The 22173-nt window shown below is 36.5% G+C and carries 25 protein-coding genes; 3 read left to right on the forward strand and 22 right to left on the reverse strand.

The genetic code is table 11. The annotated features are described in order from the left end of the window. Positions 1–59: 59 nt before the first annotated feature. Positions 60–932, forward strand: a complete 873-nt coding sequence (locus ESZ54_RS05805) for a YitT family protein (protein WP_162615110.1) — start codon at positions 60–62, stop codon at positions 930–932. Between the two features lie 70 nt (positions 933–1002). On the opposite strand, the gene ESZ54_RS05810 is transcribed toward ESZ54_RS05805, so the two are convergent. From ESZ54_RS05810 to ESZ54_RS05900, 19 genes are all read right to left on the reverse strand, one after another. Continuing rightward, the gene (locus tag ESZ54_RS05810; protein WP_136136723.1) at positions 1003–1794 is read right to left on the reverse strand and encodes an acetyl-CoA carboxylase carboxyltransferase subunit alpha; all 792 of its coding nucleotides are present in this window, start codon (positions 1792–1794) and stop codon (positions 1003–1005) included. Beyond that, positions 1769–2662: an acetyl-CoA carboxylase, carboxyltransferase subunit beta gene (accD, locus tag ESZ54_RS05815; protein ID WP_136136724.1), complete on the reverse strand. Its 894-nt coding sequence runs from the start codon at positions 2660–2662 to the stop codon at positions 1769–1771. The genes ESZ54_RS05810 and accD overlap by 26 nt, the downstream gene beginning before the upstream one ends. 23 nt (positions 2663–2685) lie before the next feature. Further along, on the reverse strand, positions 2686–4056 hold the full coding sequence (locus ESZ54_RS05820) for an acetyl-CoA carboxylase biotin carboxylase subunit (protein ID WP_136136725.1): 1371 nt from the start codon (positions 4054–4056) through the stop codon (positions 2686–2688). A 4-nt stretch (positions 4057–4060) separates the two neighbouring features. After that, positions 4061–4492, reverse strand: coding sequence for a 3-hydroxyacyl-ACP dehydratase FabZ (fabZ, locus tag ESZ54_RS05825; protein ID WP_136136726.1), 432 nt, complete (start codon positions 4490–4492; stop codon positions 4061–4063). Between the two features lie 8 nt (positions 4493–4500). After that, complete coding sequence (accB, locus tag ESZ54_RS05830) at positions 4501–4974, reverse strand: acetyl-CoA carboxylase biotin carboxyl carrier protein (RefSeq protein ID WP_136136727.1); 474 nt, start codon at positions 4972–4974, stop codon at positions 4501–4503. A 1-nt stretch (position 4975) separates the two neighbouring features. Beyond that, positions 4976–6214, reverse strand: coding sequence for a beta-ketoacyl-ACP synthase II (fabF, locus tag ESZ54_RS05835; RefSeq protein WP_136136728.1), 1239 nt, complete (start codon positions 6212–6214; stop codon positions 4976–4978). 13 nt (positions 6215–6227) lie between these two features. Further along, positions 6228–6962, reverse strand: coding sequence for a 3-oxoacyl-[acyl-carrier-protein] reductase (gene fabG / locus ESZ54_RS05840; protein ID WP_136136729.1), 735 nt, complete (start codon positions 6960–6962; stop codon positions 6228–6230). Then, a complete protein-coding gene (gene fabD, locus ESZ54_RS05845) occupies positions 6949–7896 on the reverse strand; it encodes an ACP S-malonyltransferase (RefSeq protein ID WP_136136730.1) in 948 nt (315 codons plus the stop codon). Before fabD ends, fabG begins: the two co-directional genes overlap by 14 nt. Before the next feature lie 10 nt (positions 7897–7906). Beyond that, entirely contained in the window at positions 7907–8872 is a 966-nt protein-coding gene (fabK, locus tag ESZ54_RS05850; protein WP_136136731.1) for an enoyl-[acyl-carrier-protein] reductase FabK, read from the reverse strand. Positions 8873–8949: 77 nt separating this feature from the next. Further along, entirely contained in the window at positions 8950–9198 is a 249-nt protein-coding gene (locus ESZ54_RS05855) for an acyl carrier protein (protein ID WP_136136732.1), read from the reverse strand. 19 nt (positions 9199–9217) lie between these two features. Further along, positions 9218–10192: a beta-ketoacyl-ACP synthase III gene (locus tag ESZ54_RS05860; protein ID WP_136136733.1), complete on the reverse strand. Its 975-nt coding sequence runs from the start codon at positions 10190–10192 to the stop codon at positions 9218–9220. A 15-nt stretch (positions 10193–10207) separates the two neighbouring features. Next, entirely contained in the window at positions 10208–10648 is a 441-nt protein-coding gene (fabT, locus tag ESZ54_RS05865) for a fatty acid biosynthesis transcriptional regulator FabT (protein WP_136136734.1), read from the reverse strand. 290 nt (positions 10649–10938) lie between these two features. Then, positions 10939–11853 (reverse strand): YitT family protein, encoded by a 915-nt coding sequence (locus ESZ54_RS05870; RefSeq protein ID WP_136136735.1) that lies wholly within the window; start codon positions 11851–11853, stop codon positions 10939–10941. Between the two features lie 80 nt (positions 11854–11933). Further along, complete coding sequence (locus ESZ54_RS05875; RefSeq protein ID WP_136136736.1) at positions 11934–12680, reverse strand: NADPH-dependent oxidoreductase; 747 nt, start codon at positions 12678–12680, stop codon at positions 11934–11936. A 206-nt stretch (positions 12681–12886) separates the two neighbouring features. Next, positions 12887–15304, reverse strand: coding sequence for a phenylalanine--tRNA ligase subunit beta (pheT, locus tag ESZ54_RS05880; RefSeq protein WP_136136737.1), 2418 nt, complete (start codon positions 15302–15304; stop codon positions 12887–12889). Positions 15305–15308: 4 nt separating this feature from the next. Then, on the reverse strand, positions 15309–16355 hold the full coding sequence (pheS, locus tag ESZ54_RS05885) for a phenylalanine--tRNA ligase subunit alpha (RefSeq protein WP_136136738.1): 1047 nt from the start codon (positions 16353–16355) through the stop codon (positions 15309–15311). 308 nt (positions 16356–16663) lie between these two features. Then, on the reverse strand, positions 16664–16990 hold the full coding sequence (locus tag ESZ54_RS05890) for a winged helix-turn-helix transcriptional regulator (protein ID WP_136136739.1): 327 nt from the start codon (positions 16988–16990) through the stop codon (positions 16664–16666). Between the two features lie 98 nt (positions 16991–17088). Continuing rightward, positions 17089–17574 (reverse strand): HD domain-containing protein, encoded by a 486-nt coding sequence (locus ESZ54_RS05895; protein ID WP_136136740.1) that lies wholly within the window; start codon positions 17572–17574, stop codon positions 17089–17091. A 123-nt stretch (positions 17575–17697) separates the two neighbouring features. Beyond that, complete coding sequence (locus ESZ54_RS05900; RefSeq protein ID WP_136136741.1) at positions 17698–18459, reverse strand: TrmH family RNA methyltransferase; 762 nt, start codon at positions 18457–18459, stop codon at positions 17698–17700. A 96-nt stretch (positions 18460–18555) separates the two neighbouring features. On the opposite strand from ESZ54_RS05900, the gene ESZ54_RS05905 reads away from it, so the two are divergent. Next, a complete protein-coding gene (locus tag ESZ54_RS05905) occupies positions 18556–18831 on the forward strand; it encodes an acylphosphatase (RefSeq protein WP_136136742.1) in 276 nt (91 codons plus the stop codon). A 79-nt stretch (positions 18832–18910) separates the two neighbouring features. Next, entirely contained in the window at positions 18911–19846 is a 936-nt protein-coding gene (gene yidC, locus ESZ54_RS05910; protein WP_136136743.1) for a membrane protein insertase YidC, read from the forward strand. Positions 19847–19963: 117 nt separating this feature from the next. Here yidC and ESZ54_RS05915 read toward each other — a convergent pair whose 3' ends face one another. The 3 genes from ESZ54_RS05915 to msrA are packed head-to-tail and all read right to left on the reverse strand — an operon-like array spanning position 19964 to position 22160. Beyond that, a complete protein-coding gene (locus ESZ54_RS05915) occupies positions 19964–21397 on the reverse strand; it encodes a S41 family peptidase (RefSeq protein WP_136136744.1) in 1434 nt (477 codons plus the stop codon). Positions 21398–21415: 18 nt separating this feature from the next. Next, positions 21416–21634, reverse strand: a complete 219-nt coding sequence (locus ESZ54_RS05920; RefSeq protein WP_136136745.1) for a YozE family protein — start codon at positions 21632–21634, stop codon at positions 21416–21418. A gap of 4 nt (positions 21635–21638) precedes the next feature. Next, positions 21639–22160 carry a peptide-methionine (S)-S-oxide reductase MsrA gene (msrA, locus tag ESZ54_RS05925; protein ID WP_136136746.1) on the reverse strand — a complete coding sequence of 174 codons (522 nt, stop codon included), beginning with the start codon at positions 22158–22160 and terminating at the stop codon, positions 21639–21641. Positions 22161–22173: the final 13 nt, after the last annotated feature.

Here is a 22173-nt window from a genome sequence, read left to right on the forward strand (position 1 = left end):
TATAAAAAGATTGCTAAGTCTATCTAAATCAGTTAGGATAAGTCCTTGGAGGGATGTTTATGATTCAAAAACTACACAATCTTTTTGGAAAACGTATCGTTGATGTGTTTTTCATAACATTAGGGTCGTTCATCGTTGCTTTTGGCTTTAATGCCTTCCTCTTACCGAACCGAATTGTCTCAGGTGGTATTAACGGCTTGACCATTATTCTTTACGAAACTCTACGTTGGTCTCCAAGTGTGATACTATTTGTTGCAAACGGGCTGCTACTTGCTCTTTGTTTAATTTTCCTTGGACGTGAAGTCTTTGTGAAAAGTCTCTTAGGCAGTATGCTCAGTCCACTCTTCGTTTCTTTACTTAAAGGCGTTGATTTGGGTGTTAATGACCCGCTTTTAGCAAGTCTTTACGGAGGCGTAACGGTTGGGATAGGCGTTGGGATCGTCTTTTTAGGCAATGGCTCAACAGGCGGCACTAGTATTTTAGCGTTACTTTTACAAAAAGTAACCAACTTAAGAATTGGCATTTTGCTTGGTTTTTGTGATGGCCTCGTTATTTTATGTGCTTTATTCGTTTTTGATTTGCAAATTGTTTTAGTGTCACTTATTTCACTTTATCTTGCAAGTCGTATGGTTGATACCGTTCAAGTCGGTCCTGACCTTTCGAAAAGTATTTATATCATTTCAGATCATTACGATGTGATTGGCAGATCGCTAGTCAAAGATTTAGGTTTAGGTATAACATACATAGCCATTGAAGGCGGGTTAAATCAAGACCCCAAAAAAATGATTATGACTGTTATTCGTGAACAACATTTTATTAATATTAAACAACACGTTTTATCACTAGATCCAGAAGCTTTTATTACCATTACTAGTGCAAACGAAGTTGTCGGAAGAGGGTTTACCTTATTTGATACCGATCCAATTATCTAACTCAGAGGAAGCACCAATAGAATAGCCTGAAAGAAAACCAAACAGTATTTTCTTTCAGGCTATTTTATTTTTAATATTTTCTAAATCGAGCTAATCTTTGTGCAACAAGTTCGTCTGAACTTAAACGCGACAATTCTGTTAATTCGGTTTGAATCACATTTTTCATACTCGCGAAAATTTGCTCATTTGATAAAACTTTTTGCCGTTTCGTTTCCGGAATAATGCCATCGATGACAGTTAATTCTAATAAGTCATTAGCTGTTAATTTCATTAAATTAGCTGCTTCATCTGCTTTTGAACTATCTTTCCAAAGTATCGAGGCAAATCCCTCCGGTGAAAGAATTGAATAAATACTGTGTTCTAACATCCAAACTTTATTGCCAACTGCTAAGCCTAAAGCACCACCACTACCACCTTCACCAGTCATAATAGTGATGACAGGTACTTTTAAGTGACTCATCTCATATAAATTTCGCGCAATTGCTTCACCTTCACCACGCTCTTCCGCTTCAATTCCACAAAAGGCTCCTGGTGTATCAACAAATGTGATAATCGGACGCTTAAATTTTTCAGCTTGCTTCATTAACCGCAAAGCTTTGCGATACCCTTCAGGTTGCGGTGAGCCAAAATTAGTCGCTAAATTTTCTGTCAAATCACGACCTTTTTGAATGCCAATCACTGTGACTGTTTCACCTGAAAGAGTGGCGATTCCACCTACAACGGCTGCATCATCGGCATAGTAACGATCTCCGTGACATTCAAAGAATGTATCAAATATCACTTCAATAATTTCGCGTGAAGTAAGTCTTTCTGCTTTTCGTGCGAGTTTGACAATTTCACTTGCCTGTTTTTTTAGTTTCATGGCTTACCTCCCGTTTCCCTTGATTGTGGTAGGCCAGTAACTGAGCTAGTGTTGCTTTTAATTCATTTCGCGGCACAATGGCATCAACAAAGCCATGATCCAAAAGAAACTCGGCTTTTTGAAAATCTTTTGGTAATTCTTGACGGATGGTTTGTTCAATCACACGACGACCCGCAAAGCCGATCATGGATTGTGGTTCGGCTAAAATAATATCGCCTTGCATCCCAAAACTTGCAGTTACGCCTCCGGTTGTTGGATCTGTCAAAACAGTAATATATAATAATCCCGCATCACTATGAACTTTTACCGCTCCAGAAATTTTAGCCATTTGCATCAGCGACATAATGCCTTCCTGCATTCTGGCTCCACCTGATGCAGTAAACATCACAACTGGCAATTTTAACTCAGTTGCTTTTTCAAAGGCACGGGTGATTTTCTCACCAACGACGGCACTCATACTCCCCATAATAAAGCGACTATCCATGATGCCTACTACACATTCTTGATTCTGAATCTTAATTTTTCCTGTGACAACTGCTTCATCTAAACCTGTCATCTCTTTATTCTTAGCTACTTTTTCTTGATAACCTGGGTATCCCAAGGGATCTTGCGTTTCTAAATCTGTATCCCACACTTCAAAAGCATCCGCAATTAAAGTGAGACGTTCTAAGGCACCAATCCTAAAGCCATATCCGCAAGCTGTACATATTTTTTCTTGCCCCATCTGCTTGGTATAGATGGCCGCATGACAACTTGGACATTTTTCCCACATCCCATCTGGAACAATTGTTTTTTTTTCGACTGGCACTTCTGGTGTGACATGGGAGGGATTGATTTTAATGTATCTTCTTTTCTTAAATAACCCCATATCAAGCCACCTCCATTCTTAATCTATTCATTCTGCGGTTCCCATGTGGGTAAAAATGTTTCACCTAAAAAACTGGTATCATACTTGCCAGCAATAATATCAGGATGTGTAATTAAATCTAATTGAAATTCTTGATTGGTTGTCACGCCTTCTGTCACAAGTTCGCCTAAAGCGCGTTGCATTTTTCTCAATGCTTCAATCCGTGTCTCAGCATGAACAATCACTTTGGCAATCATTGAATCATAAAATGGCGGAATTAAATAATCACTATACACACCACTATCGACCCTTAAACCCATACCACCACTCGGTAAATATAAATTTTTAATTCTTCCTGGTGCAGGGGCAAAATTTCGGGTAGCATCTTCAGCGTTAATCCGACATTCAATTGCAAACCCTTTTAATTCGATGTCACTTTGTTTTAAGGACAGCTTTTCACCCGCCGCAATTTGTAATTGCCATTTCACAATATCAACACCTGTCACCATTTCTGTTACTGGGTGCTCAACTTGAATTCGGGTATTCATTTCCATAAAGTAGAAATTTTGATCAGCGTCAACTAGGAATTCGATGGTACCAGCATTTTCATAATTCACCGCATAGGCGGCTTTCAAGGCCGCTTGCCCCATCTTGTCCCTAAGTTCAGCACTCAGAGTGAGTGAAGGTGCTTCCTCGAGAACTTTTTGATTATTTCGTTGTAAGGAACAATCACGCTCACCGAGATGGATGACATTGCCATATTCATCGGCCAAAACTTGAATTTCAATATGTTTGGCTGGATAAATTATTTTTTCAATATACATTTGCCCGTTACCAAATGAGGCTAAGGCTTCCTGTTGTGCCGAATGAAATTGTTCTGCCAATTCTGATGATGTTAAAACTTTCCTAATCCCTTTGCCACCACCACCCGCAGCAGCTTTCAACATTAAAGGGTAACCAATTTCTTTGGCAATTTTTTCAGCCTCGATTAGATTGGAGACTTCGCCTTTACTTCCAGGAATGACTGGAACACCAGCGTTTTGCATCAGAGTTCGGGCATTGATTTTATTACCCATCTCATCAATTGTTTTACCTTTAGGACCAATAAATTTAATTTGACAGTCTTCACACATTTGTGCGAATAAACTATTCTCCGCTAGAAAACCAAAACCAGGATGAATCGCTTCAGAATTGGTTACTACGGCTGCACTTAAAATTTGTTGCATGTTCAAATATGAATCGGTTGCTCGTGCTTTACCGATACAAATCGCTTCATCTGCAAGTTCGACATGTAGTGCTTCTTTGTCCGCTTCGGAAAAGACTGCAACGGTCTTAATGCCTAATTCACGACATGCACGAATGATTCGAACTGCAATTTCACCACGGTTTGCAATTAATACTTTTCCAAATGCCATCAGACTATGCCCCAATAATAAAGGTCATTAAGGCTTGACAGACAACTTTATCTTCAACTTTAGCTGTTGCTTTGCCGACACCGATATTTCCTTTACGTTTAATAATTTCCATTTCCATTACTAAAACATCACCTGGCACCACTTTTTGGCGGAATTTTACTTTATCAATACCACCTAAATAGCCTGTTTTACCTTGAAATTCTTCACTTTTTAAAAGTGGAATTGAGCCTGTTTGAGCAAGAGCTTCTAAAATTAAGACGCCTGGCATCACTGGCTCTCCTGGAAAATGTCCAGGGAAGAAATGCTCGTTGTAAGTCACATTTTTAATGGCTTTAACATATTTTCCTGGTTCTAATTCAGTTACTTTGTCTACCATCATAATTGGGTAGCGATTGGGAATAATCTCCATAATTTCTTGAACGTTTAATTGCATCATTCTGCCTCCTATTTCACTTTAAACAACGGTTGTCCAAATTCAACAACCATTTCATTTTCGAATGAGATTTCAATAATTTCTCCTGCAACCTCACTTTTGATTTCATTCATAATTTTCATTGCTTCAATGATCGCCACAGTATCACCCACTGCGACCGTGTCACCTACTTTTTTATAGGGTGTAGCACTTGGATCACTTGATGTATAAGCTACCCCAACTAACGGAGCAGTAATCACATGATTCACAGCACTTTCCTCCACGGGTGTTTTAGTTTCAACAATCGGTACTTCCACTTTTTGCGTGGGAGTCAAACTGACTGGTGCTTCTGGTGTTGGAACAGTTGTTGATTGTTCGAAATTTCTTTGACTGGCTTGTTCTTGTTTACTCAAATATAAATCCAAATCTTCAAGTGACAAGTCAAGTTCTCGAATTGAACTTTGGTCAAAGAAATTTAATAGTTCCATTAATTCACTTGTTATCATCTTAATTACCTCGCCATTTCTTCAAACAAAGGACTGCATTATGTCCACCAAATCCAAGTGAATTACTTAAGGTGTAGTTAACTTCTGTTTGGCGTGGTTGCCCTGGTACATAATCTAAATCACATGTTTCATCTGGATTTTCTAAACCAATTGTTGGTGGAATCACATCATTTTCTAAGGCTGTAATACAAGCTAGCGCTTCAACTGCACCAGCGGCACCTAAAAGATGCCCAACCATACTTTTTGTACTTGAAACTGGAATTTTATATGCATAATCGCCAAATGCATATTTAATAGCTGTTGTTTCAGCACCGTCATTAGTTGGTGTGCTTGTACCATGAGCATTGATATAGCTAATTTCTTCTTTTGCAATACCAGCTTCATCAATCGCTAAGAGCATACATTTACCGGCACCAGAACCATCAGCATTGGGACTCGTAATATGATGTGCATCACAGTTTGATCCATAACCTGCAACTTCAGCATAAATTTTTGCGGCACGTGCTTTTGCATGTTCCAATTCTTCAAGCACTAAGATTGCACTACCTTCACCCATTACAAAACCATCACGATCTTTATCAAAAGGACGAGATGCAATTGTTGGATCTGTTTCTTCTGAAAGTGCTGTTAAAGCAGCAAAACCACCAATGCCAATTTCACAAATTGTTGCTTCTGCTCCTCCAGCAAAGACTACATCAGCATAACCATGCTTAATATCGCGGAAAGCTTCACCAATGGCATTTGTTGAAGAGGCACATGCTGTTACAATCGACGAACAATTTCCTTTGGCACCAATTTTGATTGCTACGTTGGCCGCTGCCATATTACCAATCACCATTGGTACGAAAAGTGGTGCAATTCGTTTAGGCCCTTTTTTAGACATGCGAATAACTTGGTTTTGAATAGTTTCCATACCACCAATTCCTGAGCTGACCATTGATCCCACTCGGTCCGCATTTGATTCATCAATGATTAAGCCACAATCTTGTAAAGCTTGTTCGGCAGCAGCTATCGCATAAACAGAATACATATCCATACGTTTGACATCTTTTTTTGCCATATATAAAGTCGGATCGAAATCTTTCACTTCACCTGCAACTGTAATACCTGTTTCATTAGCATCAAAACGTGAGATGGGTGCAATCCCATTTTTACCTTCACGTAAATTTGTCATCGTTTCTTGGGCCGTATTTCCAAGAGGAGTTACGGCACCAATCCCTGTAATTACGACTCTTCTCATGTTTGTTTATCTCCTATCCATTCATTACCATTCCACCATCAACATTTAAAACTTGACCTGTGATGTATGGTTGCGTTGCTAAAAATAGTGCTGCTTGAGCAATATCTTTTGTTGTTCCCATCTTGTTTAACGGAATTTGTTGTACAGCTTGCTCTTTTACTTTGATATTCAAACTATTAGTCATCTCTGTTTCAATAAAGCCTGGTGCAATCGCATTACATGTAATGCCACGACTTGCTAATTCACGAGCGACTGATTTGGTTAAACCAATCACCCCAGCTTTACTTGCAGCATAATTTGCTTGACCCGCATTTCCAATCAAACCAATCACACTTGAAAGGTTAATAATCGTACCTGATCTTTGCTTCAACATAATTTTTGACGCAGCTTGAATTGTATTAAAACTACCTTTAAGATTCACATTTAAGACAGTATCAAAGTCCTCTTCAGACATTCGCATGATGAGTCCATCTCGCGTAATACCAGCATTATTAATTAGAACATCAACTGAACCAAATGTTTCTTTTGCCTCATTAATGAGTCGCTTAGCAACTTCTTTTTCCTGAACATCGCCCAAAACGATATGAACTTTTACTCCTATTGCTTCAATTTGTTCGATAATTTCAACTGGAATCTCTTGACGTGCATTTAACACAATGTTAGCTCCCGCTTTAGCAAAATCTAATGCCAATTGTCGACCAATACCACGAGAACTACCAGTTATGATAACCGTTTTACTTTTTAACATTGTTTTCTCCTAGTTTTTCTTGTAATTTTGATAATGTTTTCAGATTTTCAACATTATAAACTGTGACACTCCGATCAATTTTCTTAATAAAGCTAGAAAGTGCTCGACCAGGGCCCACCTCAATAAAAGTATCTACACCATCTTTTATCATTTGTAAAACCAAATCTTCCCAATAAACAGGTGACATGACTTGTTTTGTTAACAGATCTCTAATTTCAGAAACATCTTTAATTTGGTGACCATTTACGTTCGTATAGGTTGGAATTTGTAAGGCTTTAAAATTAATATCAGCTAGAACAAGGGATAATTCATCACTCGCTTCTTTTAAGAGTGAAGTATGGAATGGACCACTTACATTCAGAGGAATCACTTTTTTCGCTCCTTCATTTAATAGCTCCTCACTTGCTCGCAATACAGCATTCTTGTGTCCTGCAATGACGATTTGTCCGGGCATATTATAATTAGCCGGTACCACTAATTCATTACCAGAACATTTTTGGCAAACATTCTCAACTATTTGACGATCCAAACCCATAACGGCTGCCATTGCACCTACACCGTCTGGGACAGTTTGACTCATCAAACGGCCTCTTATCTGAACCAGTTTTAAGGCTTCTTCAAAGGATAATGCTTGAGACTCAACTAAAGCGGTGTACTCACCTAAACTTAAGCCGGCAACCGCTGTAGGTCTGATATGACACATTTCTTTTATTAATTCTGATATGGCCACACTAACTGCCAAAATTGCAGGTTGTGTGAACTCTGTTTGATTTAATCTTCCTTCATCTTCAAAAAGCACGGATAACAAATCAAATGAGACCTGTTCATTCGCAAATTCTAAATTCTTTTTGAAATTATCAGAAGATTCAAAAAATTCCTTGCCCATGCCAAGGTATTGTGCACCTTGGCCGCTATAAACAAATGCAATTGTCATAGAATAACTCCTATTCTAACCAAAAATTACTTCGTGATTTTATCACTTCTGTGGTTTCAGCCATTAGTTCATCAATAATTTCATGACATGTTTGATTTTCTTTTGAAATTAAACCAGCTATTTGACCTGACATCATTGAACTGTCTTTGGTATCACCATCAATAACTGCACGCTTCAACGCACCTTTACCCAGATCTTCCAAACGATCAAAGTTTGGTTCTGCTTTCCCGCCTTCTTCGCGTTCTGCTTTTTCAAATTCTTTGGTTAAGCGATTACGAAGTCCACGTACGGGATGTCCTGTTAATAGTCCCGTAATCACAGTATCAATATCATTGGCTTTTAAAACTTTTTCTTTAAAATTATTGTGAGCAATCGATTCAGTCGATACTAAAAAGCGTGTCCCTAGTTGAACCGCATCGGCTCCTAGCATCAATGCTGCCGCAATGCCACGTCCGTCACCAATACCTCCTGCTGCTATTACTGGAATATTAACCACATCAGCAACTTGTGGTACTAGAGTCATCGTCGTTGATTTACCGATGTGTCCGCCGCCTTCCATTCCTTCAACGACTACTGCATCAGCTCCAACACGCTCCATTTTACGCGCGTGTGCAACAGAAGCGATGACAGGAATCACAATAATTCCAGCTTCTTTGAAACGTGCCATGTATTTAGCCGGTGAACCAGCACCAGTTGTAATCACACGAATTTTTTCTTCAATTACTAAATCGACAATATCATCAACAAAGGGAGACATCAGCATAATATTTACACCAAATGTACGGTCTGTTAACTGGCGCGCTTTATCAATTTTATCTTTGATAACTTCCTTTGACGCATGTCCAGAAGCAATTAAACCTAAGCCTCCTGCATTACTCACCGCACTGGCTAAATTTTCTTCGGCGACCCACGCCATCGCTCCTTGAAATATTGGATAATCAATGCCTAACATTTGGCATAATTTTGTCTGTTTCATGTCTTCACCCTTTCAATCCTTTTAAAAAAATAGCTAAAAAAGACGAATCTTTATAGCTATTCTCTATTTATCTTCTACTATTTGTTTGCTTTAATTTGATTATCTACATAATCCACTAAATCTTGAACTGTTTCTAAACCTTCATCAGTTTCAATTTTAACATCAAAGTCTTCAAATTCATCTTCGATATCATTCATAATTTGGAATAAATCTAAACTATCTGCTTCTAGCTCATCCTTTAATTTTGTTGTAACTAATACTTCTTCTTCCTCTTTACCTAATTGATCGATAATAATTGCTTGAATTTTTTCAAAAGTTGTTGTCATTTTTGTTTCCTCCGAATTTTTATAATTTTATTAATAAGTTTCCCCAAGTTAAGCCGCCACCAAATCCTGTAAGCAGTACAATTTGCCCGCTTCCAAAATTAAGTGTCCCTTCATCAATCATATCCGCTAAAAGTAACGGAATTGATGCACCGGAGGTATTTCCATAGTGCGCCACATTTGCCAAGAAATGTTCACGCGGAATTTTTGTTTTCTTAGAAAGTGCATCCAGTAAGCGTTCGTTCGCCTGATGCGGCAATACGTAGTCTAACACTAGATTCTTTTCTTCAATGTCAGTTAACATTAACTTCATTTGTTTGGCAACATCTCTAACGACAAAATCAAATATTTTTTTTCCATCCATTGTTAAAAATTCAGCATCTTCTGTTTTTTGACTAATATTTGGAAATTCTTTTGTGTTTTGACGTGTTGTTAATGATGATCCTCTTGTTCCATCAGAAGCCAAGCGTTCGCCAAGAAAATGTGAGGTTGCTGCTGTGTTTTCAAGTAGTACGCCTGCAGCACCATCTCCGAATAAAACTGCCGTTCGCCGATCTTGCCAATTTAGGACACTCGACATCTTCTCCGCACCAATCACAAGTCCTTTTTGATAAATGCCAGATTGCATCAGTTTTTCGGCAACTGATAAAGCATAGACAAATCCTGAGCAAGCTGCACTCACATCAAATGCAAATGCTTGTTGCGCGCCGAGTTTTCCTTGGACCAGACATGCTGTGGAAGGTGTGCCATATTCACTAGTCATTGTCGCAACAATAATAAAATCAATTGATGAGACATCTCTGTCTTCAACTAATTTTTTGGCAACTTCAAACGCTAGGTCACTCGTTGATTCATCGAGGGCAATGTGGCGCTCTTTGATGCCAGTTCGGCTTTGAATCCAATCGTCTGACGTATCCATAATTTTTGATAACTCATCATTTGTGACAGTCTTTTGGGGTAGGTACTTTGCAACCTTTGTGATTTTTGGATACATCATACTCTCCTTAACAATTTAGTAGTACTTTCTCAGAAATGAATGTAAACTTTGTAATCCTTTCATTAAGGCTTCTCGTTCTGTTTCTTCCATTCCTTCTAAAGCCGCCTCAACCATTCGTTTATGGAAATCTTGATGTGCTCGGTAAAATAATCGACCTCTGTCTGTTAACTTTAAGCGAACTACCCGGCGGTCAGTTTCACTTCGAACACGATCCACGTAGCCCTTTTTCACTAAATTATTAATCGCGACAGTCAACGTTCCGACTGTGATAGATAAATCCTTAGCTACTTCACTACTTGTTTTATTTCCACCCATACCAATTGCTTCGATAGTATGCATCTCTTTGATTGACAAATCACTGAAATTACTCTTTTTTAATTCTGTTTCTTCAATCGTCAAAATGTCATTAAAGACTCTTACTAGTTGGGCGTTGATAATGTTAAATTCTTGCGACATCTTATCAGCCTCTTTTCGTCTATTGTTTGATAATCAAAGTATAGAAGTAAAAATAAAAAAAAGCAATCTCGAAATTTAGTTTGAAACTCAAAGTATTAGTTGAGAAATAATCAAATCATTTAGTTTGAATATCAAAGTATCGATAAAAAATACTTTGAAGCTCAAATGATTTGATGTTCAAAGTATATACGGAAATAATTTGAAATGCAACACTTTTTTTAAAATATTTTAAAAATAATTTGAAATGCTTAGTTTATAGGGCTTCTAGCTCCCTCAAACTAAGCTTTAATTTATTTATCTTCTGGTTTGACTAAGTTTTTGCGGAATTCATTTTGTTGATCTTGATTCCAAAACTGCCCCATGACTGTTTGTGTAGGCATGACATTGATAAAAGCATTTGCGTCTGCATCATACACAGCATGCTCTAAATCATATAGTTCGTAGCGTGTGACAACAATCATAATTGTCGAAATTTCAGCTTTGGAAAATGCACCCATCCCAGGTAAAACGGTCATCCCGCGAACTAATTCATTTTGAATTGACTCAATGGTCTCATTGGGTTTTTTAGTCATAATAAAAGCTGTTACTTTTTGATGACTCACATGGATTGTATCAATCATTTGCGTAGTGCCAAAGATAGAAATAACGGTAAACAAAGCTGATTCCCAGTTAAATAAAAAGCCAGCTGCTACAATAATAAAGGCATTGATACTTAACATTAATGAACCGACAGACCGTCCAGTTGTTTTAGCAAGGATTAATGAAATGATATCCATCCCGCCAGTACTAAAACCAAATTTCATAGTTAACCCTACGCCAACACCAGTAATAACACCACCAGCAATTGCGTTCATTAAAATATTGTCAGTTACTTCAACAATCGGCACGATAAGTGTCATGACTGTAACTGATAATACTGTGAGCAAACTATAAATGGTTGCCGACTTCCCGAGTTTTATCCAGCCTAAAATAGCAATTGGGATATTAAACAGGAAGATGAAGATACCGGTATTGATATGGATTCCAAAATTCATGTCAATAAAACTCGATAATAATTGCGAAATCCCATTCAATCCCACCGAAAACACATTGGCAGGTATTAAAAATATATTTAAACCTACTGCTAATAAAAAGCCAGCTAAAATGACGATAATTATTTTTTTAATTGTTTCATTTTGTTGATATGCTTTTGTTACATTGCCCACTTAAAAAGCCTCCTTCATCACCAATCAATAATAAGTAATTACAAGATAATCATACTCGATAAATTATCGAAAAGATATCATTATTCTAAGATTAATTTTTGTTTTTTTATCTCCTCTAAGATATGCAATCTCTTCTCTGGCTTTTTCGTCATATCACTTGCCATTTGTTTTGTAAATGAGTCTACGCGGCGGCTTGTATCCCGTAAATCATAATATTCTGAAACTACTTCATCATAATCTTTTAACTCAGCTATTAGCGGTGAAGGTAAGGCATATTTATTTTCAAAACACATAAACTTTTGTGGTAAACGCGGTTTTAATTGTGGTTCTTGATCTGGATAACCAATGCCTAAACCCAAAATAGGAAAAGTGTACTCTGGAAGTTCTAATAAATCAATGATTTGTCGACTATCATTTAAAATACTACCTAAATAAACAGTCCCTAAACCTAAGCTTTCAGCGGCAACGGTTACATTTTGGCTAGCTAAAACTGCATTTGTCATTGCAACCATAAATCGGTCCATATTTTGTAAAACCGATGTCTCTTGTCCTTGTTCTACAGCTATCTGTTCATTACGATATTGATCAGCAACAAAAATTAATAACTCACTGACATCTGCCACATAAGCTTGATTACAGATTACGGCGATTTTTTTCTTTAATTCTATATCTGTCACACGAATTAAACTAAATGTTTGTGTAAAACTACTACTTGCGGTGTGTCTTGCTACATCAATTAATGATGATACCATTTCCTCTGATATTTTTTCTTGTTTAAATTGACGAATGGTACGATGATTTAATTGACTCTGAATAGTTTCATTCATAAAACATTGCTTCCCTTCTTTAATAGATATTCAAAATAAACTCTTCTTTCTAGAAAGAGTTTAATATTATTCATAAAAAAGCTTCTCACTTCCTATGTTCTAGTATAACACGTGCCTTATGATTAACGAATACTCTTGCACACAAACGACAAATAAAAAGAAGACACCATCCCTAAGGACGACATCTTCTTATCTATTGACTAAATTTAACGAATTTCTGCTCCTAAAGCAGCTACCAATTCATCAGTAATCTTTGTCATTGTATTTGTAATTTCTTCATCAACTAATGTATCAGCATCATTTTGGAAAATTAATGAGTAAGCGAGTGATTTTTTACCAGCTCCTAATTTTTCTCCTTGATAAATGTCAAACAATTCAATTCGTTTTAAATGTTTACCAGCTTTAGCATAAATCACATCTAAAATTTCTTGATGGCTCACTTCTTGATTGACTAATAACGCAATATCCCGTTTAACAGAAGGATATTTTCCGACTTCTTTGAAATCAACCATTGTTGGTACCAATTCACATAGCTTTTCAAGATTTAACTCACTCACGTATGTTTCAGAGATATCTAACTCTTTAGCTGTTAACGGATGAACTTGACCAATAAATCCAACAACTTCGTCTTTAACCACAACTAAAGCAGTACGGCCTGGATGTAAGTCTGGAGCGTCTTGAATTGGTTCAAAGCGGGTATCTTGAATTAATCCTAACGAAGTTAAAACACTTTCTATAACACCTTTTAGTGTATAGAAATCAACTTGTTGTGCTTGTCCTTGCCAATCATTTGCTTGCCATTCACCACTGATTGCAAAACTTAAATGTTTTGTCTCAACAGGTAATTCGTTTGCTGATGTCGCTTCAAATACATTACCAATTTCATATAATGCCACACGATTATTTTTACGAGCTAAGTTATAGCGGACATCTTCTAATAAAGTTGAAGTTAGACTTTGACGTAAAACTGAACGTTCTTCACTCATTGGCCAATCCAATGTGACAACATCTTTCGGCTCTAAGACAAAACGAGTTGCCGATTTAGGTGTCGTTAAAGCATAACTAATCGCTTCAACTAAGCCATTACCTTCAATATAATGACGAATTTCACGTGTTAATTTTTGAGAATGTGATAGGCGGCCTGCAAGAGAACTACCTTTTGGTAACGTTGATGGTAGATTGTCATAACCATAAATGCGAGCCACTTCTTCAACTAAATCAGCTTCAATTGAAATATCCCAACGACGTGTCGGAACCGTCACAGTATACTTCTCACCTTCTAGCTCATAGTCAAATTGTAGATTAGCAAAGATTGTATTCACTTCTTCTAGAGATAATGTTGTACCAAGTGAATTGTTAATTTTTTCAAGTGTAATCGAAACTGTTTCTAATGGTTTTTTTGGCGAAACTGATATTGCTTCACCTTTAACGACTGTACCACCAGATAATTCAGCAATCATTGCTGCAGCGAAATCACTAGCTTCTGAAATTGTGCCTGTATTAATACCACGTTCGAAACGTTTGCTCGATTCACTTGATAAGCCAAAACTACGTGCTGTACGGCGAATTAAGACAGGTTCGAATAATGCTGTTTCGAGCGCAACAACTGTTGTTGACTTGTCAATTTCAGTTTCTTCGCCACCCATCACACCAGCTAAAGCGATTGCTTTTTGACCATTTGTAATGACTAGGTTATTTGGAGCTAATTCTCTTTCAACGCCATCTAAAGTTGTTAATTTTTCCTCGTCTTGGGCACGACGAACACTAACTTCTTTGCTATTTAATTTTGCATAGTCAAAAGCATGTTGTGGTTGACCAAATAGTAATAAAACGTAATTTGTAACGTCAACAACATTATTAACAGGACGAATGCCTTCATTCATTAATAGGTTTTGTAACCATGACGGACTTTCTTTTACTGTGACGTCTTTAATCACACGCATCCGATAGACTGGTGCATCATCCTTAGATTCCACAGCAACAGACACATAGTTTTCGATTGTATCATTTTCATCTTCGATTAGAGCTTTTGTTTCAAAGTGTGGATTACGACCATAAATAGCTCCCACTTCATACGCAACACCGCGCATACTTAAAGCATCAGCACGGTTTGGCGTCACAGAAAGTTCGATAATTGCATCATCCATATCTAAATATGAAAAGACCTCATCGCCTGCCTTAGCATCATCTGGTAAGAAATAAATGCCATCAGCATATTCTTTTGGTACCACACTATCACTGTAGCCTAATTCGCCTAATGAACAAACCATCCCTAAGGATACTTCACCACGCATTTTACCTTTTTTAATTTTTACGTTGCCTGTAATGCGAGAATTCGGTAAAGCAACAATCACCTTTTTGCCCGCACGAATATTTGGAGCACCACAAACGATTTGATAAAGTTCCTCTTCACCAACATCAATTTGGCAAATTGATAAGTGATCGCTATCTGGATGTGGTACGCATTCTTTAACATCACCAACAACAATTTTTTTCAAACCATCTTGGGCAACATTTACTTCTTCCACTTCAATACCTGAACGTGACATTTTATCAGCCAATACATCAGGTGTTATATCTTGAATATCAATTAATTGATTTAACCATTTATATGAAACTAACATTTTTCTACCCCTTTACATTAAATTGATTTAAGAATCTAAGATCATTTTGATAGAAATAGCGAATATCATTCACGCCATATCTTAACATTGCCACACGGTCTGGCCCTAAGCCAAAGGCGAAACCACTGTATTTAGTCGAATCAATACCGGACATTTCAAGGACACGTGGATGGACAACACCCGCTCCTAAAATTTCAATCCAGCCAGTTTGTTTACAAACATTACAGCCTTTACCACCGCATTTAAAACAACTAATATCAACTTCAACTGAAGGTTCTGTAAACGGGAAATAACTTGGACGTAAACGAATTTCACGGTCTTCACCAAACATTTTCTTAAGTAAAACTTCTAAAGTTCCTTTTAAGTCACCCATTGTGATATTTTCATCAACAACTAGGCCTTCAATTTGATGGAATTGATGACTATGAGTCGCATCATCATTATCACGACGGAACACTTTACCTGGACTAATCATACGCAGTGGTCCTTTAGAAAAATCATGTTTTTCCATTGTACGAGCTTGAATTGGCGAAGTATGCGTACGTAATAATAATTCTTCCGAAATATAGAATGAATCTTGCATATCACGCGCTGGGTGATCTTTTGGTAAGTTCATACGTTCAAAGTTATATTCATCTTGTTCAACTTCAAAACCTTCGATTATTTCATAACCTAGACCTAAGAAAATATCTTCAATTTCTTCCATCGTTTGGGTTAAAATATGTGATTGACCTGATTTCATACTTTTACCTGGCAACGTCACATCAATCGTTTCTTTTGCAAGAGCAGCATTCATTTCAAGTTGTTCTAATTCAGCTTTTTTCTCTTCCAATGCTTCTGTTAATGTATCTCTTATTTCATTGGCAAAACTACCAACTACTGGACGCATTTCAGGTGTTAAATCTTTCATACCACGTAAGACTTCTGTAATTGATCCTTTTTTACCTAAAATTTGAACACGAATCTCATTTAATTGTTGTAAAGATTCAGTGGTTTCGATTTTTTCTGTTGTTTCATGCTTTAATTTCTCCAAAACTTCTTTTAAAGACATTTTACCCATTCCCTTCTACTTTTATAAATCAAAAAGAGACATCATTCCTTAATAACTTAAGGAACGATGTCTCGTGGTACCATCCTAATTCACAAGTCAAAAAGACTTGTCTCAAAATTTGTTAACGATGTCAGACACCGGTTATCATATAACTACTGCGGAAGTGAACTTCACTAAAGTTTCTTTTCGTTTACTCTCAGTCGGTGATAAACGTTCCTGTCAAAAGTTGCTAAAGCTACTCTTTTCCATCATCATATTTTTTCTATTCCAATACAAACAGTCTACAAAAGATTTGACAAAAGGTCAAGTTAGTCTAGCCATTTGTCTCCCCATTTTTGGACTTCTCGCATGACGCCGCGCAAATTTTCTCCTTTACAAGTCAATTGATAAGCGACACGATTGGTTTCTTCTGAAATTGTTTTTTTCTCTACAATATTTTTTTCTTCTAATTCTCTTAATCGTTCTACTAGGACGCGATCACTAACATTTGGAATCTTACCAGCCAACTCAACGAATCTCTGAGGACCTTCTTCTAGCAGTACATCAATAATTAAGCCATTCCACTTCTTACCTAAAATTGCAAATGTTTGTTCGAATTTTGGGCAAATTTGGAATTGACGTTCTAAACAGTCGATAACGATCTCCCCCTTTGTTCTGCCAATATCTTGTGAAACTAGTATAAAGCAAAATAAGGAAAACTACTAGTTATCTGTTTATAATCATTCTATTCTAATTAAACAAAACTTAAAGCTCTTAATTTCATTTTGCGATAGAAAGGTGAAATTGCTTCCTCACAAGCACAATATTTATCAACTAAAGTCACAATATAACTTTCTTTGTATTTAGGTGGTGCGATTGTTGCGCCAAACATATGCTTCACAATAATATCTTCTTCTAATGGTGAAATTTCAGTTAATTCTTTTGCATTTTTTAAAGCGATTCTTGGATGCACATAAGCATGTGTGCCTTCGCCCATTTTTTCTTCACGCCAATCATAGAAGAATAGGTCGTGTAAAAGTCCAGCACGTGCTGTTGCTCGAACATCACCATTCCATTTTTTAGCTAATAAAAAGCTACGATACGATACACTGATTGAATGCTCTAATCTATTTGAATAATGGTGTTGTTTATATTGTTTTAATGATTGAACCTCATCAGTAAAAATTAAATCTTCAACAAGCTCAAGATACTCTGTATCATTTTGCCAATCTAATGTCATATGCTTAACTCCACTTCCATCTTCCTAATTTTTACCTTTCGGCAACCCAACTTTTTTTATTTTACCATCTTTAGAGCGTAACGACTATCATTTCGTTAAAAATTAACAAATTTTAATTAATTCTTATAAACTGAACATCAAAATACCAGCTGCAATGGCAACATTTAATGATTCAGCTTGACCTAAGATTGGAATATATAAATTTGCATCTGTTAACGCTAAGACTTCTTTTGAAACGCCTTGACCTTCATTTCCAAGGATAATACCGAAAGAGTCACTCATTTCTATATGACGATAATCAAATGCATCTTTATTTAATTCCGTCCCGTAAATTTTCATTTTATTAGTTTGTTGTTCTGGTATAAAAGTTAATAGATTATGTTCTTCAATGGCAATATGGTACTGACTGCCTTGCATCGCGCGCAAGACTTTCCCTTGATAAATATCCGCACAACCCAATCCTAAAATGACGTGGCTGAATCCTGCTGCATCCGCTGTACGAATCATCGTGCCAACATTTCCAGGATCTTGGACATTATCTAAGATTAATATTTTTCGGTAAGACTGGTTTTGACTGTTAAGATTTTGTTTTTTGACAACTGCCATTATTTTTTGTGGCGTTGGAATCTCAGAAATCCCTTCAAAAACATGGGACGCTAAAACTCGAATTTTATCTTCATCTACATGCTGAATTAATTCTCGGTATGCTATTAAGCCTCCGTCTGTTGTTAAGAGGTAAACAAAATCTGCTCCACCCTTTAATGCTTCTTCAACTAAGTGCTCGCCTTCTAAAACATATTGATTAAGTTCATCACGATATTTTTTTTTTGCTAATTTTTTTATATTTTTTACTAGTTGATTCTTTGCTGATGTAATGTATTCCATCGAAATCTCCTCATTTCTTCGTGTTTCATTATAACAAATAATTCTCATATTAAAAGATTTAAGCGTATAATAATAGAAAAAAGGGAGGGGTTGACTATGAAAGTAAAAATTGTCGTATCGGGTCGCGTTCAAGGGGTAAGCTTCCGCTATTTTACTAAACAAGTAGCTGTCAATTTAACAGTTAAAGGAACAGTCCAAAATTTGACCTCAGGACAAGTCGAAATCATAGCCTATGCAGAAGAACGCATTCTAAACGAATTTATTAACGAAATCAAAAAAGGACCTAGTCCGTGGTGTAAAGTTGAAGATTTTCAAGTGGAGAAACTTGAGCAATCAGAAGCAACACCACTTAGTTTTGAAATCGTCTACTAATTTCAAGAAAGCAATTGAAATCTACATCAAAATTCGTTATAGTTATCTTTGTGTACATTTATAGAAAAGGAAGAATGCGATGAAAAATATCAAGAGATGGTTCTATGGATCAGGACTATTTGCTTTAGTTTTGCTACTATCTGGATGTGTCAAATATGACAAAAGTGGGAATCCTGTTGAGACTGGGCTAATATACCGATTTTTAGTGAAACCGATGATTGCTTTAGTGACTTATTTAGCTGAGGACATGAGTTTAGGTTATGGAATGGCGATTATCATCCTAACTTTAATTGTCCGAATTATTATTTTACCACTTGGCTTAAGTCAAATGAAAAAATCAATGATTCAACAAGAAAAAATGCAAGCAATCAAGCCGCATATGGATGTAATTAATGACCGTATCAAAGCTGCAACGACACCGGAACAACAGCGTGAAGAACAAATGGCGCTTCAAAGTCTTTATAAAGACAATGGTATCAATTTAATCGGTGGAATGGGATGTTTACCATTATTGATTCAAATGCCAATTTTCGCAGCACTATTCTCTGCTGCAAAAACAACACCTGGGATTCAAGAAGCAGTCTTCTTAAACTTTATTCCATTAGGTAAACCAAGTATGATTTTAGTTGCTTTGGCAGGTATCAGTTACTTCGCACAAAGTTTCATTAGTATGATTGGAATGAATGAGGAACAAAAGAAACAAATGAAGATGATGACTTATGTCTCACCTTTAATGATTATCTTTATCTCAATCAAATCACCTGCGGGTGTAACTTTATATTGGGTAATTAGTGGGTTCTTCAGTTGTATTCAAGCACTGATTACAAATCTTTACTACAAACCAAGAATCAAAAAAGATATCGCAGATCATTTTGAAAAAAATCCCATTAAAGTTAAAGCGCCAAATGCTAAACCAATGAAAAACGTAACATCTAAAAAACAGGCAAACGCAAATCAATCAGGTAACAAAAACGGCAAAGGCCGTAACGCTGGAAAACAACAAACCAAAAAATAATATAAAAGGATCAAATTCATTAAGTCTGAATTTGATCCTTTTTACGTTTTAAATGGTGTAACAGAAGTAGTTTCTTCGGAAATAAACCGAATACTTCTGTCACACCTCTTTCTGTCATTACTTAGTTAAAATTTCAACTGCTTTTTGATATTGTTGGTCGTTTTCTTTCCAATTATCAAAAACTGCTGTCGTTAATTTTTGTATTGTTTCTTCATCCGCATTCCCAGTTTCTGATAATTTTTGATCGCTTTGGAACTGTTTAACTGCTGCAACTGTTTCAGCATTATAGACATCTCCAACTGTTTCAATCGGGTAACCTAGCAGTTTCAAATACTCATTGATAATTTTTACATGCTCACTAATCACGCCTTCGCGATATTTAAGTGATGTATCGATCACAAGATTTTCAAAATAATCTGGATATTTAACTTCGACTGTTGGTTTTACACCTTTCTCGTGAATCCACTCGCCTTTTGGTGTTAACCACTTGCGAACTGTTAATTTCAATTCACCACCATTTTCAAGTGGCAATAACATTTGCACTGTACCTTTACCAAACGTTTTTTCACCAACTACTTCAAAACGTCCCGTGTCTTTAAGGGCACTTGCCATTACTTCTGACGCACTCGCACTATACTCATCAACTAAAAGGACTGTTGGTTCCTTAATTTTATCTCCTTTATCTAGTTCTTTGCGTGCTTTATCGGCATTTCGTTTTTCATGAAGACTTTCAAATTGAACAATTGTTTCACCATCTTTTAAGAAACGGCTAATAATTTTTTCAACTTCACCTAATACACCACCAGGATTACCTCTTAAATCAACGATAAATGATTTAGCTCCTTCTTTTCTCAGTTGTGTTACAGCATTATTAAATTCATCAGACGTAGTGTCATTAAAACTCGTAATTTCAATTTTTCCAATCGATTTATTGTTTTTATCGATTGAACTATGAACGGATTCAACCGGAATCGTGTCACGCTTAATATTAACAGTAAATGTATCTTTGCCACGGGAAATTTCTAGTTTAACTGAGGTTCCCTTCTTACCACGAACCAGTTTCACTGTATCTTCTAGTGGTTTATCTTTTATTACATCTTTACCGTCAATTTTGATAATCACATCATCAGTTTTAAGTTGGGCTTTTTCAGCTGGTGACCCTTTAATTGGTGGTTCAGCAACCGTTGGATAACCATCTTTAAGTGTCATAATAGCTCCAATACCTTCAAAGTTTCCTGAGACACTATCATCAAAATCCTTTGCTTTTTCAGGACTTAAATAGTTAGTATGTGGGTCACCTACAGCTTCAGTCATACCTTTTAGCGCACCATCAATTAATTTTTCCTTATCAACTTTTTTAATATAGCCGCCCTCAATCATCTCGTACAATTGATCAACTTCCTCAAAACTACTACCTGAAGAAGCGAGAGGTGCACTTTTACCGCTCAATTCATAGATAAAAACCGTTGCTCCTGAAGCCATAACAGCAACAACAACAAGTACAATTATATATTTCAATGTAAATTTTTTATGGGGTTGATTATTATTCATCGCAAAATCCTTCTTTTTCTAGTTATTTTCAAGATATTTTTCCCATAAATCATCAAATAAATTCATATTCGAAATATAATAGGCATTTGTTTCTAAATAATAAGAGACTTCCTCGTAATCTTCTGATTGTTTCGGAAATTGCAAATCTTTAAAAATATCTTCGGCAAGTAGCGTTTCATCTGTTCTTAGTTTTGAATCGCGAAATGTCTGCATATAGTGATAAAAACTTCTTTTCATTCAGTTAAAAAGACTCCTTCCAATGATCGTCAATAAAATCTTGCCGATTCTGATGTGTTAAATGATAGCGGTTTGGGGCTTTTTTATAAAAGTCTTGATGATACTCCTCTGCTTTATAAAAAGGTTTGGCTGCCTCGATTGTTGTCACAATCGGATTCATAAAGCGACCACTTTCAGTTAATGCTTGTTTACTTTTTAGCGCAAGTTCTTTCTGCGAATCATTTGTATAAAAGATGACCGGACGATAAGAATCGCCGCGGTCTTCAAATTGACCAAAAGCATCCGTTGGATCAGTTTGTTGCCAATAAATATTTAATAATTCGTTATACGTGATAATTTCTGGATTAAAGGTAATTTCAACTGCTTCAGTGTGTCCTGTTACCCCTGAACAAACCTGCTCATAGGTTGGATTCTCAATATGTCCACCGGTATATCCTGAAATCACTGATAAAATACCGGGATATTGATCAAATGGTTGAACCATACACCAAAAACAACCACCAGCAAAAATTGCTACTTCTTTCATCTTGCCACCTCAT

The sequence above is a fragment of the Vagococcus silagei genome (assembly GCF_004795745.1).
Taxonomy (GTDB): domain Bacteria; phylum Bacillota; class Bacilli; order Lactobacillales; family Vagococcaceae; genus Vagococcus; species Vagococcus silagei.

Bases quoted from the DNA above. Each gene is read 5' to 3' on its own strand.
- fabT (WP_136136734.1), bottom strand. From the start codon at position 10,648: ATGTCGCAAGAATTTAACATTATCAACGCCCAACTAGTAAGAGTCTTT.
- ESZ54_RS05805 (WP_162615110.1), top strand. From the start codon at position 60: ATGATTCAAAAACTACACAATCTTTTTGGAAAACGTATCGTTGATGTG.
- fabD (WP_136136730.1), bottom strand. From the start codon at position 7,896: ATGACAATTGCATTTGTTTATAGCGGCCAAGGTGCACAATACCTTGGC.
- fabG (WP_136136729.1), bottom strand. From the start codon at position 6,962: ATGTTAAAAAGTAAAACGGTTATCATAACTGGTAGTTCTCGTGGTATT.
- fabZ (WP_136136726.1), bottom strand. From the start codon at position 4,492: ATGATGCAATTAAACGTTCAAGAAATTATGGAGATTATTCCCAATCGC.
- ESZ54_RS05915 (WP_136136744.1), bottom strand. From the start codon at position 21,397: ATGAATAATAATCAACCCCATAAAAAATTTACATTGAAATATATAATT.
- ESZ54_RS05855 (WP_136136732.1), bottom strand. From the start codon at position 9,198: ATGACAACAACTTTTGAAAAAATTCAAGCAATTATTATCGATCAATTA.
- pheT (WP_136136737.1), bottom strand. From the start codon at position 15,304: ATGTTAGTTTCATATAAATGGTTAAATCAATTAATTGATATTCAAGAT.
- ESZ54_RS05875 (WP_136136736.1), bottom strand. From the start codon at position 12,680: ATGAATGAAACTATTCAGAGTCAATTAAATCATCGTACCATTCGTCAA.
- ESZ54_RS05860 (WP_136136733.1), bottom strand. From the start codon at position 10,192: ATGATGTATCCAAAAATCACAAAGGTTGCAAAGTACCTACCCCAAAAG.
- yidC (WP_136136743.1), top strand. From the start codon at position 18,911: ATGAAAAATATCAAGAGATGGTTCTATGGATCAGGACTATTTGCTTTA.
- ESZ54_RS05920 (WP_136136745.1), bottom strand. From the start codon at position 21,634: ATGAAAAGAAGTTTTTATCACTATATGCAGACATTTCGCGATTCAAAA.
- accB (WP_136136727.1), bottom strand. From the start codon at position 4,974: ATGATAACAAGTGAATTAATGGAACTATTAAATTTCTTTGACCAAAGT.
- msrA (WP_136136746.1), bottom strand. From the start codon at position 22,160: ATGAAAGAAGTAGCAATTTTTGCTGGTGGTTGTTTTTGGTGTATGGTT.
- ESZ54_RS05895 (WP_136136740.1), bottom strand. From the start codon at position 17,574: ATGACATTAGATTGGCAAAATGATACAGAGTATCTTGAGCTTGTTGAA.
- ESZ54_RS05900 (WP_136136741.1), bottom strand. From the start codon at position 18,459: ATGGAATACATTACATCAGCAAAGAATCAACTAGTAAAAAATATAAAA.
- ESZ54_RS05905 (WP_136136742.1), top strand. From the start codon at position 18,556: ATGAAAGTAAAAATTGTCGTATCGGGTCGCGTTCAAGGGGTAAGCTTC.
- fabK (WP_136136731.1), bottom strand. From the start codon at position 8,872: ATGAAACAGACAAAATTATGCCAAATGTTAGGCATTGATTATCCAATA.
- ESZ54_RS05810 (WP_136136723.1), bottom strand. From the start codon at position 1,794: ATGAAACTAAAAAAACAGGCAAGTGAAATTGTCAAACTCGCACGAAAA.
- accD (WP_136136724.1), bottom strand. From the start codon at position 2,662: ATGGGGTTATTTAAGAAAAGAAGATACATTAAAATCAATCCCTCCCAT.
- ESZ54_RS05820 (WP_136136725.1), bottom strand. From the start codon at position 4,056: ATGGCATTTGGAAAAGTATTAATTGCAAACCGTGGTGAAATTGCAGTT.
- pheS (WP_136136738.1), bottom strand. From the start codon at position 16,355: ATGTCTTTAAAAGAAGTTTTGGAGAAATTAAAGCATGAAACAACAGAA.
- fabF (WP_136136728.1), bottom strand. From the start codon at position 6,214: ATGAGAAGAGTCGTAATTACAGGGATTGGTGCCGTAACTCCTCTTGGA.